Below are 16,941 nucleotides of genomic sequence, written 5' to 3' on the forward strand. Positions count from 1 at the left end.
ACGGCGGTCGTCTTCAGCGCCGCCGCATCCGAGCCGACGTGCGGCTCGGTGAGGCAGAAGCAGCCGAGCTTCTCGCCGCGCGCGAGCGGCTTCAGCCAACGCTCCTTCTGCGCGTCGTTGCCGTAGCGGTTCGGGATACCGCACGCGAGCGAGTTCTGCACGCTGACGATCGTAGACGTCGCGCCGTCGCCGGCCGCGATCTCTTCCAGCGCGAGCACGAGGCTCACATAGTCCATCCCTGCGCCGCCCCACTGCTCGGGCACGACCATGCCGAGCGCGCCGAGTTCGGCGAGCTCCTTCAACGCTTCGCGCGGGAACGTGTGGTTGCGGTCCCACTCCGCGGCGAACGGCGCCAGCCGCTCCTGCGCGAACGCGCGGAGTGAATCCCGGATCATTTCCTGTTCTTGCGTGAGGATCATTTACGCGAGCTCCACCGCAACCGCCGTCGCTTCGCCGCCGCCGATGCACAGGCTCGCGACGCCGCGCTTCTTGCCGTACTGCTTCAGTGCGCCGAGCAGCGTGACGATGATTCGGGCGCCCGAGGCGCCGATCGGATGGCCAAGCGCGCAGGCGCCGCCATGCACGTTCACCTTGTCGTGCGGCAGGTCGAGTTCCTTCATCGCCGCCATCGTGACGACCGCGAACGCTTCGTTGATTTCCCACAGGTCAACGTCCGCGGTCGTCCAGCCGGCCTTCGCCAACACCTTCTGCATCGCGCCGACGGGGGCCGTCGTGAACCATGCCGGCTCCTGCGCATGCGACGCGTGGCCGACGATCGTCGCGAGCGGTTTCAGGCCGAGCTTATCGGCCGTCGAGCGGCGCATCAGCACGAGTGCCGCGGCGCCGTCGGAGATCGAGGAGGAGTTCGCGGCGGTCACGGTGCCGTCCTTCGCGAACGCGGGCTTGAGGCTGCCGATCTTGTCGAGCTGCGCCTTCAGCGGCTGCTCGTCGCGGTCGACGACGACGTCGCCCTTGCGGCCGGACACCGTCACCGGGGCGACTTCCCACGCGAAGCTGCCGTCCTTGATCGCATTCTGCGCACGCGTCGTCGACGCGATCGCGAATTCGTCCTGAGCCGCGCGCGTGAAAGCGAAGTGGCTCGCGCAGTCTTCGGCGAAGGTGCCCATCAGGCGGCCCTTGGTTTCCTTCTTGTAGCTGTCCTCGAGGCCGTCGTGGAACATGTGGTCGAGCATCTGGCCGTGGCCGAGGCGGTAGCCGCCGCGCGCCTTCGGCAGCATGTATGGCGCGTTCGACATCGACTCCATGCCGCCCGCGACCATCACGTCGTTGGTGCCGGCGACCAGCAGGTCGTGCGCGAGCATCGTCGCCTTCATGCCGGAACCGCACACCTTGCTGATCGTCGTGCAGCCCGCCGACAGCGGCAAACCGGCGCCGAGCGCGGCCTGGCGCGCCGGCGCCTGACCGACGCCCGCCGGCAGGACGCAGCCCATCAGCACTTCCTGCACCTGATCGGGCGCGATGCCGGCGCGCTCGACGGCGGCCTTGATCGCGACCGCGCCGAGCTGCGGGCCGGTCAGGCCGGCGAGCTCGCCCTGGAAGCCGCCCATCGGGGTGCGGGCGGCGGAAACGATAACGACGGGGTCAACCATGCTTCTCTCCTGTAACACGTAAGGGAATCCGGCTCTCAGGCCAGTGTTTCGAGCGCCGCGACGTAGCGCGGCATCAAATCTTCAGCGCGGCGGACGTTCAGGCCGAGGTCCCGCACGAGTCCGTTCTTCAGGCCGTAGATCCACCCATGCACGGTCAGCGGCTGACCGCGCTTCCATGCATCCTGGACGACGATCGTCTGGCAGACATTGACGACCTGTTCGAGGACGTTCAGTTCGCACAGCCGGTCGTGCGCGAGTTCCGGCGGCAGCGCGTCGACCGCAGCGCGGTGCTTGACGTGGACGTCCTGCACGTGACGCAGCCACAGATCGACGAGCCCGATGCGCTCGCGCCCGAGCGCCGCCTTCACGCCGCCGCAGCCGTAGTGCCCGACGACCATGATGTGCTTGACCTTCAGCACGTCGACAGCGAACTGCACCACCGACAGGCAGTTGAGGTCGGTATGCACGACAACGTTCGCGACGTTGCGGTGCACGAACACTTCGCCCGGCAGCAGGCCGATGATCTGATTCGCCGGCACGCGCGAATCAGAGCAGCCGATCCACAGGTATTCGGGGGCCTGCAGCTTCGACAGCTTCTCGAAGAAGCCCGGATCGACCTGCTGCATCCGTTGCGCCCAGGCCCGGTTGAAGTCGAACAGGTGGAACAGGTTCTCGTTCGCGACGTCCTGCTCGGACCAGTTCTCGAGGTCGAGCGCGAGGAAGATCGTGCCCTCGATCGGCGTCGGATAATAAGCCGGCGCCTCGGTGAAGCCGAGTTCGCGGTAGAGCTTCACGGCGATGCGCATCGCCGGCAGCGTGTCGAGCATGATCTTGCGGTAACCGATCGCCTTCGCGGCGCGGATCGCGGCGAGCACGAGGTCCCGGCCGACGCCCAGGCCGCGCAATTCCGGCTCGACGTAGAGGCGCTTCATCTCGCAGACGCCTTCCGAGAACGGCCGGATGCCGACGCAGCCCGCGGCCTTGCCGTCGACTTCGGCGAAAAAGAGGCGTCCTTGCGGTGCGGAGTACGCGCCCGGCAGCGACGCCATTTCCTCGCCGAAGCCCTGGAATCCGAGGTCGACTCCCAGCCAGCCGGCGTAATTGCGAAAGAACTGACGGACATGCTCGACCGCGGCGCGGTCCTCGTCCCCCACCAGGCGAAGCTCGATTGCCATTGAAACTCCGTTCCGTTTGCGCCGCCTTTCAGCAGCGCGGTTCGCCCTTTCGGCGAAAGACGCTCTTCCGGGGCGCCCGCCGTTGCCGCGCCCCACGATCACCGCGCTATGCGCAGCGGACGACCGCCTAGACCCGTTCCTTCTTGCCGTGCATCGCCATGATCGTCTGCTGCATCACCGCGCACAGCGTCCATTGCTCCTGTTTGACCACGAACACTTCCGCGCGGGTGATCAGCAGGGTGCGTCCGGGCTTGATGACTTCGCCGCGCGCGACGAGGCGCTCGCCGTCGGCCGGCGCGACGAGGTTCAGTTTGTATTCGACGGTCAGCACGCTCGTGTCGGCCGGCGTCAGGGTGTTCGCCGCGTAGCCGGCGGCCGAATCGGCGATCATGCCGACGACGCCGCCGTGGATCACGCCGTGCTGCTGCGTGATTTCCGGCTTGAAGGGCAGATGAATCTCGGTATAGCCCGGTTCGACGACCGCGAGCTCCGCACCGATCAGCGTCATCGCCTGCTGCAGGCCGAAACTCTCGCGCACGCGTTCGGCGTACGCAGCGTCCTTCGGTTGAAAAATTTGCGCCTCGCGATTCATCCGGCCTCCTCCAGCGGAACTTTTTGGTTGTTATTACGTTTACGTCAACGTAAACCAACCATCAAAAAAATCAAGCTTCGCTGCGCATCCGTCGGACGACTTTCGCCCGCTCCTCCGCCGCCTTCGCGGCGTCGTGGCCAAGCAGTTCGGAGCACTGCTTCTCGAGCATCGCGATCTCGCCGAGCACCGCCTCGATGTCCTCGCGCTGCTGTTCGAGCGCTTCGCGCCGGTCCGCGAGAACGACGAGGAAACGCAGCAGTTGCGCGGCCGGATTGCGAACGCCGCCGTGCATCTCGAGCAGCTCCTTGATTTCGGCGAGCGACAGCCCGAGGCGCTTGCCGCGCAGCGTGAGCTTCAGCCGGGTGCGGTCGGCTTTCGTGTAGACGCGGGACCGCCCCGCGCGGGCGGGCTTCAGCAGGCCCTGGTCCTCGTAGAAGCGGATCGCGCGCGGCGTGACGTCGAAATCGCGCGCCAGTTCGGTAATCGTGTAGGTTTGTTCGCTTGCCATTGGCGGACGCCCGAAGTAAAACGACCCGAGCCGCCGGATGCGGCACTATGGGAAGACGGAAAAGTTAATCAGAATTCAGGGGTTTGGGCAATCGGCGATTGCGCGGCCCTCACAACGGAGAGATTACGATGAACAGCATTGGTGAACTGCAGTATCCGTTCGACGGCATGCCGCCCGGCGGGGAAGCCATCGCCGTCGCGCCCGGCGTGCGCTGGCTGCGGATGCCGCTGCCGTTCGCGCTCGATCACATCAACCTGTGGCTGCTCGACGACGGCGACGCGCTGACGGCGGTCGATGCCGGGCTCGGCGCCGACGAGGTCCGCGCGCACTGGAACACCGTTCTCGAGCGCGACGGACGCCCGCTGTCGCGCGTCGTCGTCACCCATCATCATCCGGACCATCTCGGTCTCGCCAGCTGGCTTGCTGCCCGCGACGGCGCACCGGTGCTGATGACCCAGGGCGAATTCCTGGCGGGCCACGCGGTCTGGAGCCAGACGCCGGGAATGTGCGTGCCGGACATGGTGGCCCAGTTCCGCGCCCACGGTCTCGACGACGCGCGCCTCGACGCCCTCGCCACCCGCGGCAACGCCTACCGTCGCGGGGTGCCGGAGCTGCCGGGCCGCTTCCATCGGCTGTTCGACGGCGACGAGATCCGGATCGGCGACAACGACTGGCGCGTGATCGTCGGCTACGGGCACGCGCCCGAACACGCGAGCCTCTACTGCGAACGCCTCGGAATACTCATTTCGGGTGATATGCTGCTGCCGCGCATCTCGACGAACATCAGCGTCTACGCCGCCACGCCGGAAGGCGATCCGCTCCGCTGGTTTCTCGAATCACTTAATCGCATCAAGGACTTGCCGGACGACACGCTCGTGCTACCATCTCACGGTCGACCATTCCGCGGCATCCGGGCAAGGGTCGGGCAGCTCGAAGCGCATCACCGCGAACGTTGTGACGAATTGTTGCGGGCGATGGCTGCGCCAAGCACTGCCGGCGACCTTCTGACGACGCTGTTTCCCCGGCCGCTGGATACGCATCAGGTGATGTTTGCGATGGGAGAGGCGATTGCTCACCTGAATTACCTGGTCGGCAAAAACGAGTTGCGTAGATCGGCCGACCGGAACGGTTCGGTCCGATTCGAACGCATGACATGAAAAACAGGAGCATTACTTAGATGTCAGCACCCGCCCCCGAGACCCTATTTGCCGAGCTTCCGGACCCGAAAGAGGTCGCGAAGACGTACGCCGAGGTCGCGCAGCGCGCCTCGCACCTGATCAGCGAGCACGTACAGCGGCAGCTGAAGAAAGGCGTCGCCACGCCGAGCGACGAACTCGGCATCGCCCAGGCCTTCATGGACATGATGGCCAAGCTGCTTTCGAATCCGTACAAGCTCGCGCAGTCGCAGATGAACCTCGTCTGGGATTACTTCTCGCTGTGGCAGCACTCGATGCTGCGCGTGATCGGCATGCACGGCGCGCCGATCGCGCAGCCGGAGAAGTCCGACAAGCGCTTCAAGGACGAGCAATGGGAAGAGCACTTCCTGTTCGACTACATCAAGCAGTCCTACCTGATCGCCGCGCGCCACGTGCATGACACGGTGTGCTGCGTCGAAGGTCTCGACGAGCAGACGCAGAAGAAGGTCAATTTCTACACGCGCCAGTACATCGACGCGCTGTCGCCGTCGAACTTCGCGCTGACGAATCCCGAAGTATTCCGCGAGACGGTGAAGAGCAACGGGCAGAACCTGATCAAGGGCCTGAACAACCTGCTGCGCGACATGGAAGACGGCGGCGGCCAGATCCGGGTCAAGATGACCGACACGACCGCGTTCGAACTCGGCCGCAACGTCGCGACGACGCCAGGCAAGGTCGTGTTCCAGACCGACATGATGCAGCTGATCCAGTACACGCCGACGACCGACAAGGTCCTCAAGCGTCCGCTGCTGATCGTGCCGCCGTGGATCAACAAGTTCTACATCCTCGACCTGCGCGAGAAGAACTCGTACATCAAGTGGTGCGTCGACCAGGGCCACACGGTGTTCGTGGTCTCGTGGGTCAACCCGGACGAGCGCCAGGCCGAGAAGACGTTCGAGTCCTACGTGCACGAAGGCATCATCGCCGCGCTCGACGCGATCGAGAAGCAGACCGGCGAGAAGGAAATCAATGCGTGCGGCTACTGCCTCGGCGGCACGCTGCTCGCAACGACGCTCGCCTACCTCGCCGGCAAGAAGCAGAAGCGCATCGCGACGGCGACCTTCTTCACGACGATGACGGACTTCGCCGAACCGGGCGAGCTCGGCGTCTTCATCGACGAAGGGCAAGTGTCGAGCCTCGAAAAGAAGATGTTCGAGCGCGGCTACCTCGAAGGTTCGGAGATGGCCGGGACCTTCAACATGATGCGCGCGAACGACCTGATCTGGTCCTTCGTCGTCAATAACTACCTGATGGGGAAGGACCCCTTCCCATTCGACCTGCTGTACTGGAACTCCGACTCGACGCGCATGCCGGCGAAGATGCACAGCTTCTACCTGCGCACGATGTACATGGAGAACCGCCTCGTCGAGCCGGGCGGCATCGTCATCGACGGCGTCCCGATCGACCTGTCGAAGATCAAGGTGCCGTGCTACTTCATCTCGACGCTCGAGGACCATATCGCGCCGTGGAAGAGCACCTACATGGGCGCGCAGAGACTCGGCGGCCCGGTGCGTTTCGTCCTCGGCGGCTCCGGCCATATCGCCGGCATCGTCAATCCGCCGGTCGCGAACAAGTACGGCTACTGGCTGAATCCGGCCGCAAAGCTCGCGAAGGACGCCGACGCGTGGTTCGAAGGCGCGCAGCACCAGCAGGGGTCGTGGTGGACCGACTGGCAGGCGTGGGTCACGCCGCACGATGACGAACAGACCGACGCGCGCGACCCGTCCGGCGGCAAGCTGAAGGTTCTCGAGGACGCGCCGGGCTCGTTCGTCAAGATCCGTCTCGACGCGAGGGACGCCGCCTGATCTCCGACCGCACGTGATCGACGCGAGGGGGCACCGCCCCCTCGCTGTTGTTTACGCCGCCGCATCCCGCCTGCGGCGAGCGGGCAACGACCCGCGACATTCCTGCCTACAGTCGGAGTCGATCCGCGCGCAGGGCGCGCCTCTGCGCACAGGCGACCCTTCCGCCCGCCGTCGGCCTTCCGAACCTTCGCCTCTGCCCGGTTCGTGCCGGTTCCCCAATCTCCATTGCGATTTCCGATGCCGGACTTCCCGTCGCCCCGCCTCGTCCTCGACACGAACACGGTCATGGCCCTGTGGTTCTTCGAAGACCCCCAGCTCGCGCACTTGCGGGACGCGATCGAGCACCGCGCGCTGCCGCTGCTCGCGCGCGCGGACACGCTCGAGGAATTGCGCCGCGTGCTCGCCTACCGGCAATTCGGCGCAAGTCCGGAACGTCAGCGCGACATCCTCGACGCCTACATGGCCCGCGTGACGACGATTGCCGACCGCGGCGACGCGCCAGACGGTGACGGCGCCGCCTCGCTCGCGGCACTGCCCACGTGCCGCGACCGCGACGACCAGAAATTTCTCGAAGTCGCGCGCGAGGGCAGCGCGAGCCATCTGATCAGCCGTGACAAGGCATTGCTGAAGCTCAATCGCCACCGGTTGGTGCGCGGGTTCTTCGCCGTCGTCACGCCCGAAGCCTTCGCGAGGGCGGTCGGCACCGACTGAAGAACGACCGCAGGACGGCCGCGTCCGCGTCGGCCCGCGCCTGCGGCGCACGCCGACCTACGCCGAAGCTGCGCGTCGGGGCACCTCGAACGGCAGGTCGGACCGACTACAGCGACATCCGACATCCACGGCTTCCGAAATCCGCCGCGGCGGCCGTCGCTGCACTCGCGGCCGGTCCGCGCGCCCTCGCTGCGTTCTTACGCCGGCGCGAGCCGTCCCGCGTCGCGTTCGGCGAGTTCGCGACGCAAGCGCGCGAGATAGCGCAGGCCGGCCGCAGCGCGGCTGCCGTACCAGGACGTCATTTCACCGTCGATCAGCGCGGCTGGACGGCGCGCGAGACGCTCGGCTTCGCCGAGGTCGGCGGCGCTGAAACGGTAAGGCTCGGTCGACAGGAACACGCGCGCGATGTCCGCGATCGACGCCGAGTCCCAGTCGACTTCCGGATAGCGGTCCGCCGTCGCGTCGGGCAGCGTGTGCCAGCCGACGCTCGCGAGCGCCGCGGAGATGTAGGTTTCGCGCGAGACGGTCATCCACGGCGCCCGCCAGATCAGATACAGCACGCGTTCGACCGGCAATGCGGCGGCGACCGCGCCGGCCTCGACGAACGCGGCGTCGAGATCGGCGACGAGCCGGTCCGCCTGCGCCTCGCGATGGAAGATCGCACCGAACATCCGGTACAGCCCGAAATTGTCTTCCGGCCGGCACGGGTGCGTGACGATTACGTTGGGGACGAAATCCGCGAGTTCCTCAACCGTCTCGCGCCGGTTCTCGTCGATGTTCACGATCAGGTGCGTCGGGGCGAGCGCGCGCACGACGTCGAGCTTCACGTCCTTCGTGCCGCCGACTTTCGGAATCGGCTTCAAGGTTTCGCGCGGATGGATGCAGAAGCCGGTGCGCCCGACGAGCTGGTCGCCGAGGCCGAGGTCGCAGACGAGCTCGGTCAGCGACGGCACGAGCGACACGATGCGCACCGGCCCGTGGGCGGGGTGGTGGCAAGTGCCGACCGCGTCGGTCAGTGCGGCGGAGGCGTCGGAGAAGGTGGATACTTCCATGGCAGGTCGCGATCGAAGTGAAAGGCGTCGATTGTAGGCGACGGCGGCCGCCGTCCGCCCGCCGCACGCGCCGGTTTCGCCGGAACGGGAGGTCACGATGCGCGTCGGAGTGCCGAAGGAAATCAAGGTGCATGAGTACCGGGTCGGGCTGACCCCGGCGAGCGTCCGCGAGGTCGTCGCCGCCGGCCATGAAGTGACCGTCGAACATGACGCCGGCGCCGGCAGCGGCGCGAGCGACGACGACTACCGGCGGGCGGGGGCGCGCGTCGCGGACGCGCCCGAGGAAGTCTTCGCCGGCGCCGAGCTGATCGTCAAGGTCAAGGAACCGCAGGCGCAGGAGCGTGCGTGGCTGCGCGCCGACCACGTCCTCTTCACCTACCTCCACCTCGCGCCGGACCCCGACCAGGCGCGCGATCTGCTCGCGTCCGGGGTCACCGCGATCGCCTACGAGACGGTGTCCGGCCCCGGCGGCGGGCTGCCGCTGCTCGCCCCGATGTCCGAAGTGGCCGGCCGGATGAGCGTGCAAGCCGGTGCGCACTGTCTCGAAAAGGCCGCGGGCGGGCGCGGCGTGCTGCTCGGCGGTGTACCGGGAGTCGAGCCGGCGCACGTCGCGATCCTCGGCGGCGGCGTGGTCGGCGTCAACGCGGCGCTGATCGCGCTCGGAATGGGCGCCGCGGTGCGGGTCATCGACCGCTCGGTGCCGGTGCTGCGCCGCCTCGACGAACGCTTCGGACCACGCCTCGCGACGCTGCACGCGAGTGCCGACGCGATCGAGAACGCAGTCGTCGACGCCGATCTGGTGATCGGCGCGGTGCTCGTCGCCGGCGCTGCCGCGCCGAAGCTCGTCGGCCGCGACGTCGTGCGTCGCATGCGACCGGGCGCGGTCATCGTCGATGTCGCGATCGACCAGGGCGGCTGCGTCGAGACATCGCGTCCGACGACGCACGCCGACCCGACCTTCGTCGTCGACGGCGTCGTGCACTACTGCGTCGCGAACATGCCGGGCGCCGTTGCCCGCACCTCGACGCTCGCGCTCAACACCGCAACCCTGCCTCACGTTCTCGCGATCGCCGGCAAGGGATGGCGCGCGGCGCTCGCGCAGGATCCGCACTTGCTGCAGGGGCTGAACGTATGCGCCGGACACCTCACCCACAAGGGCGTCGCAGCCGCGCTCGGATTCGGGTTCCGGCCGGCCGGTGAAATGTTGTGACGGGCTGGTGAGGCGCCCAAACCACACGCACGGCGCGCGGCTGGCTCCGGGTGCTGCGCTGCGGTAAGCTCTGCGCCCGCGCTAACGCCCCTTCTCCCGGAGCTCCCATGTCGACCGTCGATCCTGCGGGCGATCCGTCCCCTGCAAGGGCATCCGGCCCCGGCCCGTCGATGCCGCCCGCCGCCGATGCCGGCGCTCCCGCGTCGCAGCACGGCTCCGGTACGGGAATCGCCGGACTCGCGGTCGCCGCGATCGGTGTCGTCTACGGCGACATCGGCACGAGCCCGCTCTACACGCTGAAGGAAGTCTTCAACGGCCCGCACGCGGTGCCGGTCACGCCGGAGAATGTGTACGGCATCCTGTCGTTGGTGTTCTGGGCGCTCGTTTTCGTCGTCTCGGCGAAATACGTGATCTTCATCACGCGCGCCGACAACCGCGGCGAGGGCGGCATCATGGCGCTGACCTCGCTCGTGCTGCGGGCAGTGCCGCCGGGACGCAAGGCATGGCTGCTGTCGGTCCTCGGCGTGTTCGGCGCGGCGCTGTTCTACGGCGACGGCATGATCACGCCGGCGATCTCGGTGTTGTCGGCGGTCGAAGGCCTTGAAGTCGCGACACCCGCATTCCGCCCTTACGTGCTGCCGATCGCGCTCGTCGTGCTGTTCGCACTCTTCCTGATCCAGCGCCGCGGCACCGGCAGCGTCGGCAAGGTCTTCGGCCCGGTCATGCTGTGCTGGTTCGTCGTCCTCGCGGTGCTCGGCATCCGCGGCATCACGCTGCATCCGGAAATCGTCGCTGCGCTCGACCCGCGCTGGGCGCTGCGCTTTTTCGCCGACATGCCGCTCGTCGGGTGGCTATCGCTCGGCGCCGTTGTGCTCGCGATCACCGGCGGTGAGGCGCTGTACGCCGACATGGGGCATTTCGGCCGGCGACCGATCAAGTTCGCGTGGTTCCTCGTCGTGTTTCCGGCGCTGTACCTGAATTATCTCGGCCAGGGCGCGCTGATCCTCGATCATCCGGATAACGTGCGCAACCCGTTCTATCTGCTCGTTCCCGACGCGCTGGTGTACCCGATGGTCGCGATGGCGACACTGGCGACGATCATTGCGAGCCAGGCCGTCATCTCGGGCGCCTATTCGCTGACCCGCCAGGCGATCCAGCTCGGCTACGCGCCGCGGATGCGGACGATCTTCACGTCCGAGCGCGAAATGGGCCAGATCTACGTGCCCAGCATCAACTGGATGCTGCTCGGCGCGGTCGTCGCGCTGGTCGTCGGGTTCCGGTCGTCGAGCGCGCTCGCGTCCGCGTACGGCATCGCGGTCACGCTGACGATGATGATCGACACGCTGCTCGCCTTCGTCGTCGTGCGCGAGCTGTGGGGCTGGGGCAAGGCTCGGGCGGCGCTGTTCCTCGCCGTGTTCCTCACGGTCGACGCCGCGTTCTTTTCCGCGACGACCGTGAAGATCCTCGCCGGCGGCTGGTTCCCGCTGCTCGTCGGCGCGCTGATCTTCACGCTGCTGACGACGTGGAAACGCGGCCGGGACATGCTGAACTCGCGCATCCGCAGCGACACGATGCCGCTCGACATCTTCATCCAGTCGATGTTCGCCAGCCCCCCGCCGCGCGTCGACGGCACGTCGGTGTTTCTGACGACATGGCTCGAGGGTGTGCCGCGCGCCTTGCTGCACAACCTCGTGCACAACAAGGTGCTGCATCGCCGCGTCGTGCTGCTGACGGTCGAAACCGCCGACGTGCCGCACGTGCCCGACCGCGAGCGCGTCGCGGTCGAGGAGCTCGACTACGGTTTCTTTCGCGTGCGCGTGAGCTACGGCTTCATGGACGACCCCGACCTGCCCGTCGCGCTCGAACGCTGCGCCGAATTCGGGCTGAAGTTCCAGATGATGGAAACGTCGTTCTTCCTCGGCCGCGAGACGCTGGTGTCGCGCGTCGCGGGGGGCATGGCGCGGTGGCGCGAGAAGCTTTTCATCGTCATGTTCCGCAACGCCGGCAGCGCCGCGGACTACTTCCGCATTCCGCCGAACCGCGTCGTCGAGCTCGGCACGCAAGTCGAACTGTAGCCGCCGTCCGCGGCCGGGACGGCGGCGCGCCGCGGCCCCCGCTCAACCGAGGTTGCGCAGCGCCCGCATCAGCACCGACAGCATCGCCATGTCGATCACGGCGGCGGTCTTCACGTCCGCGAGCAGATGCCGGTAGCGCTCGACGGTCACGCGGTTGCGCTCCTGCCAGGCCGCGATGACGTCCTCCGGCGCCTCGACCCCCGGGCTGTGTTTCAGCGCATCGGCGGCGACAATCCGCGCCTGGTTCGACAGCTCGACGCGCAGCGCGCCGCGCGCGAGCGCCTGCCAGCGGCTGTCCGCCGGCAACGCGCTGATCTGCAGGCCGAGCCAGTACAGATCGAGCTCGTCGCCGAGCGCGTAATAGACCTTCGCGACGGTCCCTTCCGGCCGGCCGGTCTCCTCGACGACTTCGACGAGATCGAGCGCGGAATACAGCTCGTCGAGCGATGCGATGCGGTGCGCGAGCGGCGCGGGCACGCCTTTCCCGACGAAGGTCGCCGCGACCCCGTCGATGACTTCGAGATACGCGGAGCGAACGAAATCGCGTAGGCCCGCCGACAGCCCGGCGGCGCCGGCCGAGAAGTAGTCGAGCGTCCCCTGCAGGTCGCCGAGCCGGTTGCGGTGGCGCAGGAACCACATCGTGCCGCGGTGAACCAGGCGCACCGTCTCGAGGATCATCTCGGTCTGCACCGCATCGGGCACGACGTTGTCGAGCGCCTCGATTTCGCGCCACGTCGGCACGAGCGCGAACACTTCGCGCGTCGCCATGTAGGCACGGACGATCTCGGCCATCGGCTCGCCGGTCTCCCCGTGCAGCCGGCCGACGAAGGTCGGGCCGACGCGGTTGATCATGCTGTTGACGACGTGCGTCGCGATGATCTCGCGGCGCAGCGGGTGGCGCTGGATCTGCGCGGCGAAGCGTTCGCGCAACGGCTTCGGGAAATAACGCGTCAGCGCGGTGGAGATGTACGGATCCTCCGGCACGTCGGACTCGAGCACCTCGTCGAAAAGCTCGATCTTGCTGTAAGCGAGCAGCACCGCCAGTTCCGGCGTCACGAGACCGGTGTGCGCGAGCGCCCGGTCGGCGATCTCCTCGTCGAGCGGCAGGTACTCGATCTTGCGGTTCAAGCGCCCGGCGTGGCTCAGCCGGCGGATGAATTCCGCCTGCTCGTCGAGCAGCGCGACGCCGCGCAAGCGCGTCACCGACAGCACCTGCGTCTGGGCGTAGTTGTCGCGCAGCACGAGTTCGGCGACTTCGTCGGTCATCTCGACGAGCAGTTCGTTGCGCTGCTTGCCGGTCAGGTCGCCTTCGGCGACGACGCTGCCGAGCAGGATCTTGATGTTGACCTCGTGATCCGAGCAATCGACGCCGCCCGAGTTGTCGATCGCGTCGGTGTTGATCCGCCCGCCCTTCAGCGCGTATTCGATGCGGCCGAGCTGAGTGACGCCAAGGTTGCCGCCTTCGGCGACGACCCGGCAGCGCAGGTCGGCACCGTTGACGCGCAGCGCGTCGTTCGTGCGGTCGCCGACCGCGACGTCGGTTTCGCTCGTCGCCTTGATGTAGGTCCCGATGCCGCCGTTGTAGAGCAGGTCGACCGGCGCGGTGAGGATCGCGCGGACCAGTTCGGAAGGCGGCAGCGCGTCGGCGGCGATACCCAGCGCCTCGCGCGCCTGCGGCGACAGCCGGATCGATTTCGCGGCGCGCGGCCACACCCCGCCGCCTTCGGAGATCATCGCCCGGTCGTAGTCGTCCCACGACGAGCGCGGCAGCGCGAAGAGGCGTTCGCGCTCGACGAACGAGGTCTCCGGATCGGGCGCCGGATCGATGAAGATGTGCCGGTGATCGAACGCCGCGACGAGCTGGGTCCTGCGCGAGCGCAGCATGCCGTTGCCGAACACGTCGCCGGACATGTCGCCGATGCCCACGACGGTGAAGGGCTGCTCCTGCGTGTCGAGGCCGAACTCGCGGAAGTGCCGCTTGACCGACTCCCACGCGCCGCGGGCGGTAATGCCCATCTTCTTGTGGTCGTAGCCGGCCGAGCCACCGGACGCGAACGCGTCGCCGAGCCAGAAGCCGTATTCGAGCGCGATCGCGTTCGCATGGTCCGAAAAGCTCGCGGTGCCCTTGTCGGCGGCGACGACGAGATAAGGATCGTCGTCGTCGTGGCGGACGACGTCGCGCGGCGGCACGACCTTGCCCTGCACGCGGTTGTCGGTGAGATCGAGCAGCCCGCGCAGATACTGCCGGTAGCACGCGATGCCTTCGGCGAGCAGCGCTTCGCGGTCGCCCGCCGGCGGGTTCTTGACGACGAAGCCGCCCTTCGAACCCACCGGCACGATGACGACGTTCTTGACGATCTGCGCCTTGACGAGGCCGAGGATCTCGGTGCGGAAGTCCTCCATGCGGTCCGACCAGCGCACGCCGCCACGCGCGACGCGCCCGCCGCGCAGATGCACGCCTTCGAAGCGCGGCGAATAGACCGAGATCTCGAACATCGGCAGCGGCTGCGGCAGGTTCGGGATGCGCCGCGGGTCGAGCTTCAGCGACAGCCAGGATTTCGGCTGCCCGTCGGCGTCGCGCTGGTAGTAGTTCGTCCGCAGCGTCGCCCGCACCATCGCGAGGAACTGCCGCAGGATGCGGTCCTCGTCGAGATTCGCGACCGCGTTGAGCGCTTCCTCGATGCGCGCGACGAGGGCGTCGCTGCGCCCCCCCCGATCGGCTTCCTGCTGCGGGTCGAAGCGCAGCGCGAACAGTTCGACGAGCTCCCGCGCGAGCGTCGGATGCGCGGCGAGCGTGTTCTCCATGTACGCCTGGCTGAACGTGAACGCCGCCTGCCGCATGTGCTTCGCATATGCACGCAGCACGACGATCTCGCGCCACGTCAGCTCGGCGAGCAGCGTCAGGCGGTTGAAGTCGTCGCTCTCGATCTCGCCGCGCCATGCGCGCAGGAACGCGTCGTGGAACAGCGGCCGCAGCCGCTCGATGTCGAGCTCCTCGGCGGCCTCGTAAGCGAGCCCGAAATCGTGGATCCAGACGCAGCGCCCGTCCTGGCGCTCGATCTCCGACGGGTTCTCGTCGATGACCTTGACGCCCATGCGTTCGAGCATCGGCAGGCTCTGCGACAGCGGCACCGGCGCGCCGACGCGATAGATCTTGAAATTCAGCCGCCCCGGCCTTGCTTCGAGCGGGATGTAGAGGCTCATGCCGAGGTCGTCGTCGTCGACGAGCGCTTCGATCTGCTCGACGTCGAACACCGCGACGCGCGGCGAATACTCCTCGCGATAGCCCGCCGGGAAGCCTTCGCCGTAGCGGCGCAGCAGCGCCATGCCGCGTTCCTCGCCGAAATGTTCGAGCATCGCGCGGTGCAGTTCGTCCTCCCAGCGCCGCGTCGCGCGCACGAGCCGCTGCTCGAGTTCATAGACGTCGAACGGCGGAATCGACGAGTCGCGCGTGCGGATGATGATCATCACGCGCGCGAGCGCGGATTCGGAAAACTGCACGTCAAAGTCGGAGCTGCTGCCGTTGAACGCTTCCATCAGCACCGCCTGCATGCGCAGCCGCTGTTCGGTGGTGTAGTGCTCGCGCGGCACGTAGATCAGGCACGAGACGAAGCGCGCGAACGGGTCGGTGCGCACGAAGAGCCGCGTGCGCTGGCGCTCGCCGAGCCGCAGGATGCCCATCCCCTGATGGAAGAGCTCCTCGGTCGAGATCTGGAACAGCTCGTCGCGCGGATAGCGTTCGAGGATCGTCAGCAGCGCTTTCGCGGCGTGGCTTTTCGGCATCAGGCCGGCGCGTTCGACGACCGCCGCGACCTTGCCGCGCAGGAACGGAATCTCCTGCGGGCTCGCGCTGTACGCGGTGGAGGCGAGCAGGCCGATGATGCGCCGCTCGGCACGCGCGTTGCCCTGCTCGTCGAACACCTTGACGCTGAAGCGGTCGATGTAGCCGGTGCGGTGGACCGTCGAGCGCGTGTTCGACTTCGTCACCGTCAGGAGCACCGGCAGGTTCGGCAGCGTCGCCTTGAGATTCGCGGGCAGCGCGGAGAACGAGCGCGACACGCGCTCGCCCGCGCGTTCCCGCAGCAGGCCGAGACCGGAACCGGGGCGGATGTGCAGTTCGCTCTCGCCGTTTCCGGCGACGAGTTCGTAGTCGCGGCAGCCGAGCAGCACGATGTTGTCGTCGAGCAGCCACCGCAGGAACGCGAGCGTTTCGGCGACCTCCGCGGCGGGCACCGGCGGGCGGTTGTCCTCGATGCCCTTCGCGATCTCGACGACGCGCTGCTGCATTGCGGGCCAGTCGGTCACGGCCGCGCGCACGTCGGCGAGCACGCGCTCGAGCCCGTCGCTCAGCGCGTCGAGGTCGTCCGCTTCGGTGCGCCGGTCGACCTCGACGTGAATGATCGACTCGAAATGCCCCTGGTCCGCTTCGCCTTCTTCGGCGAGCCGCTGGTAGCGTCCGGCGCCGTCGCGCACGACGCGCATCACCGGATGGATGATCAGGTGCAGCGTGAGCCCCTGCCGGTTGACTTCCATCGCGATCGAATCGACGAGAAACGGCATGTCGTCATTGACGATCTCGATCACCGTGTGGGTCGATTCCCAGCCGTGCTCTTCGAGCTTCGGATTGTACGCGCGCAGCCGTGCACCGCCGCGATGCCGGCGCACGAACTGCCAGTGGCTGACGACCGCGCCGTACAGGTCATCGACCGTGCGGTCGGCGAGATCTTCCGGCGCGACCTGACCGAACCAGCGCCGCGCGAACGGCTCGACCAGCGCGGCCTCGTCCGCCGGCAGCTTCCTGGCGATCTGTTCCAGAACCGCGTCGAACTGCGCGGTGCCCGTCTCTGCCTCGCGTGACTTCATGCTGGTCTCCCGTCCCCGGAGGTCGTGCCGCGACTCGCCGCGCGGTCCGGCTAGGCCGCCGAACAAAGTTCAGGCAACCATACTCGGATCGCTGAGGGGGCGGAAGAGGACAAGACGGGAAACGCGGGCGAGCCGCGGGGGGCC

12 protein-coding genes are annotated in these 16,941 nt (G+C 67.5%); 5 read left to right on the forward strand and 7 right to left on the reverse strand.

What is annotated here, in order from left to right; genetic code table 11:
• The 5 genes from V6M37_RS11555 to V6M37_RS11575 form a co-directional block, all read right to left on the reverse strand.
• Nucleotides 1-419, reverse strand: a 419-nt coding sequence (locus V6M37_RS11555) for an acyl-CoA dehydrogenase family protein (RefSeq protein WP_332673410.1), incomplete at its 3' end; no start/stop codon positions are given.
• Nucleotides 420-1,610 carry an acetyl-CoA C-acetyltransferase gene (locus V6M37_RS11560; protein ID WP_332673411.1) on the reverse strand — a complete coding sequence of 397 codons (1,191 nt, stop codon included), beginning with the start codon at nucleotides 1,608-1,610 and terminating at the stop codon, nucleotides 420-422.
• A gap of 35 nt (nucleotides 1,611-1,645) precedes the next feature.
• Nucleotides 1,646-2,887, reverse strand: coding sequence for a carbonate dehydratase (can, locus tag V6M37_RS11565; RefSeq protein ID WP_332673412.1), 1,242 nt, complete (start codon nucleotides 2,885-2,887; stop codon nucleotides 1,646-1,648).
• A 25-nt stretch (nucleotides 2,888-2,912) separates the two neighbouring features.
• On the reverse strand, nucleotides 2,913-3,377 hold the full coding sequence (locus V6M37_RS11570) for a PaaI family thioesterase (RefSeq protein WP_332673413.1): 465 nt from the start codon (nucleotides 3,375-3,377) through the stop codon (nucleotides 2,913-2,915).
• A 70-nt stretch (nucleotides 3,378-3,447) separates the two neighbouring features.
• The gene (locus tag V6M37_RS11575; protein ID WP_332673415.1) at nucleotides 3,448-3,885 is read right to left on the reverse strand and encodes a MerR family transcriptional regulator; all 438 of its coding nucleotides are present in this window, start codon (nucleotides 3,883-3,885) and stop codon (nucleotides 3,448-3,450) included.
• A gap of 128 nt (nucleotides 3,886-4,013) precedes the next feature.
• Between V6M37_RS11575 and V6M37_RS11580 the strand changes: the two genes are divergently transcribed.
• The 3 genes from V6M37_RS11580 to V6M37_RS11590 all read left to right on the forward strand — a co-directional run bounded on the left by V6M37_RS11580 (nucleotide 4,014) and on the right by V6M37_RS11590 (nucleotide 7,597).
• Nucleotides 4,014-5,042, forward strand: coding sequence for an MBL fold metallo-hydrolase (locus tag V6M37_RS11580; RefSeq protein ID WP_332673417.1), 1,029 nt, complete (start codon nucleotides 4,014-4,016; stop codon nucleotides 5,040-5,042).
• Between the two features lie 20 nt (nucleotides 5,043-5,062).
• Entirely contained in the window at nucleotides 5,063-6,886 is a 1,824-nt protein-coding gene (locus V6M37_RS11585) for a PHA/PHB synthase family protein (protein ID WP_332673420.1), read from the forward strand.
• 237 nt (nucleotides 6,887-7,123) lie between these two features.
• Nucleotides 7,124-7,597: a putative toxin-antitoxin system toxin component, PIN family gene (locus tag V6M37_RS11590; RefSeq protein WP_332673422.1), complete on the forward strand. Its 474-nt coding sequence runs from the start codon at nucleotides 7,124-7,126 to the stop codon at nucleotides 7,595-7,597.
• A gap of 197 nt (nucleotides 7,598-7,794) precedes the next feature.
• On the opposite strand, the gene V6M37_RS11595 is transcribed toward V6M37_RS11590, so the two are convergent.
• Nucleotides 7,795-8,649, reverse strand: coding sequence for a helical backbone metal receptor (locus V6M37_RS11595; protein ID WP_332673423.1), 855 nt, complete (start codon nucleotides 8,647-8,649; stop codon nucleotides 7,795-7,797).
• A gap of 97 nt (nucleotides 8,650-8,746) precedes the next feature.
• Here V6M37_RS11595 and ald point away from each other — a divergent pair, with 97 nt between their 5' ends.
• On the forward strand, nucleotides 8,747-9,859 hold the full coding sequence (ald, locus tag V6M37_RS11600) for an alanine dehydrogenase (RefSeq protein ID WP_332673425.1): 1,113 nt from the start codon (nucleotides 8,747-8,749) through the stop codon (nucleotides 9,857-9,859).
• 170 nt (nucleotides 9,860-10,029) lie between these two features.
• Entirely contained in the window at nucleotides 10,030-11,934 is a 1,905-nt protein-coding gene (locus V6M37_RS11605; RefSeq protein WP_332673542.1) for a potassium transporter Kup, read from the forward strand.
• Between the two features lie 42 nt (nucleotides 11,935-11,976).
• On the opposite strand, the gene V6M37_RS11610 is transcribed toward V6M37_RS11605, so the two are convergent.
• Complete coding sequence (locus V6M37_RS11610; RefSeq protein WP_332673427.1) at nucleotides 11,977-16,797, reverse strand: NAD-glutamate dehydrogenase; 4,821 nt, start codon at nucleotides 16,795-16,797, stop codon at nucleotides 11,977-11,979.
• Nucleotides 16,798-16,941: the final 144 nt, after the last annotated feature.

Source organism: Aromatoleum sp. (assembly GCF_036675785.1).
Lineage (GTDB): Bacteria > Pseudomonadota > Gammaproteobacteria > Burkholderiales > Rhodocyclaceae > Aromatoleum.

Bases quoted from the DNA above. Each gene is read 5' to 3' on its own strand.
- ald (WP_332673425.1), top strand. From the start codon at position 8,747: ATGCGCGTCGGAGTGCCGAAGGAAATCAAGGTGCATGAGTACCGGGTC.
- V6M37_RS11560 (WP_332673411.1), bottom strand. From the start codon at position 1,610: ATGGTTGACCCCGTCGTTATCGTTTCCGCCGCCCGCACCCCGATGGGC.
- V6M37_RS11570 (WP_332673413.1), bottom strand. From the start codon at position 3,377: ATGAATCGCGAGGCGCAAATTTTTCAACCGAAGGACGCTGCGTACGCC.
- V6M37_RS11575 (WP_332673415.1), bottom strand. From the start codon at position 3,885: ATGGCAAGCGAACAAACCTACACGATTACCGAACTGGCGCGCGATTTC.
- V6M37_RS11580 (WP_332673417.1), top strand. From the start codon at position 4,014: ATGAACAGCATTGGTGAACTGCAGTATCCGTTCGACGGCATGCCGCCC.
- V6M37_RS11590 (WP_332673422.1), top strand. From the start codon at position 7,124: ATGCCGGACTTCCCGTCGCCCCGCCTCGTCCTCGACACGAACACGGTC.
- V6M37_RS11585 (WP_332673420.1), top strand. From the start codon at position 5,063: ATGTCAGCACCCGCCCCCGAGACCCTATTTGCCGAGCTTCCGGACCCG.
- V6M37_RS11610 (WP_332673427.1), bottom strand. From the start codon at position 16,797: ATGAAGTCACGCGAGGCAGAGACGGGCACCGCGCAGTTCGACGCGGTT.
- V6M37_RS11605 (WP_332673542.1), top strand. From the start codon at position 10,030: ATGCCGCCCGCCGCCGATGCCGGCGCTCCCGCGTCGCAGCACGGCTCC.
- V6M37_RS11595 (WP_332673423.1), bottom strand. From the start codon at position 8,649: ATGGAAGTATCCACCTTCTCCGACGCCTCCGCCGCACTGACCGACGCG.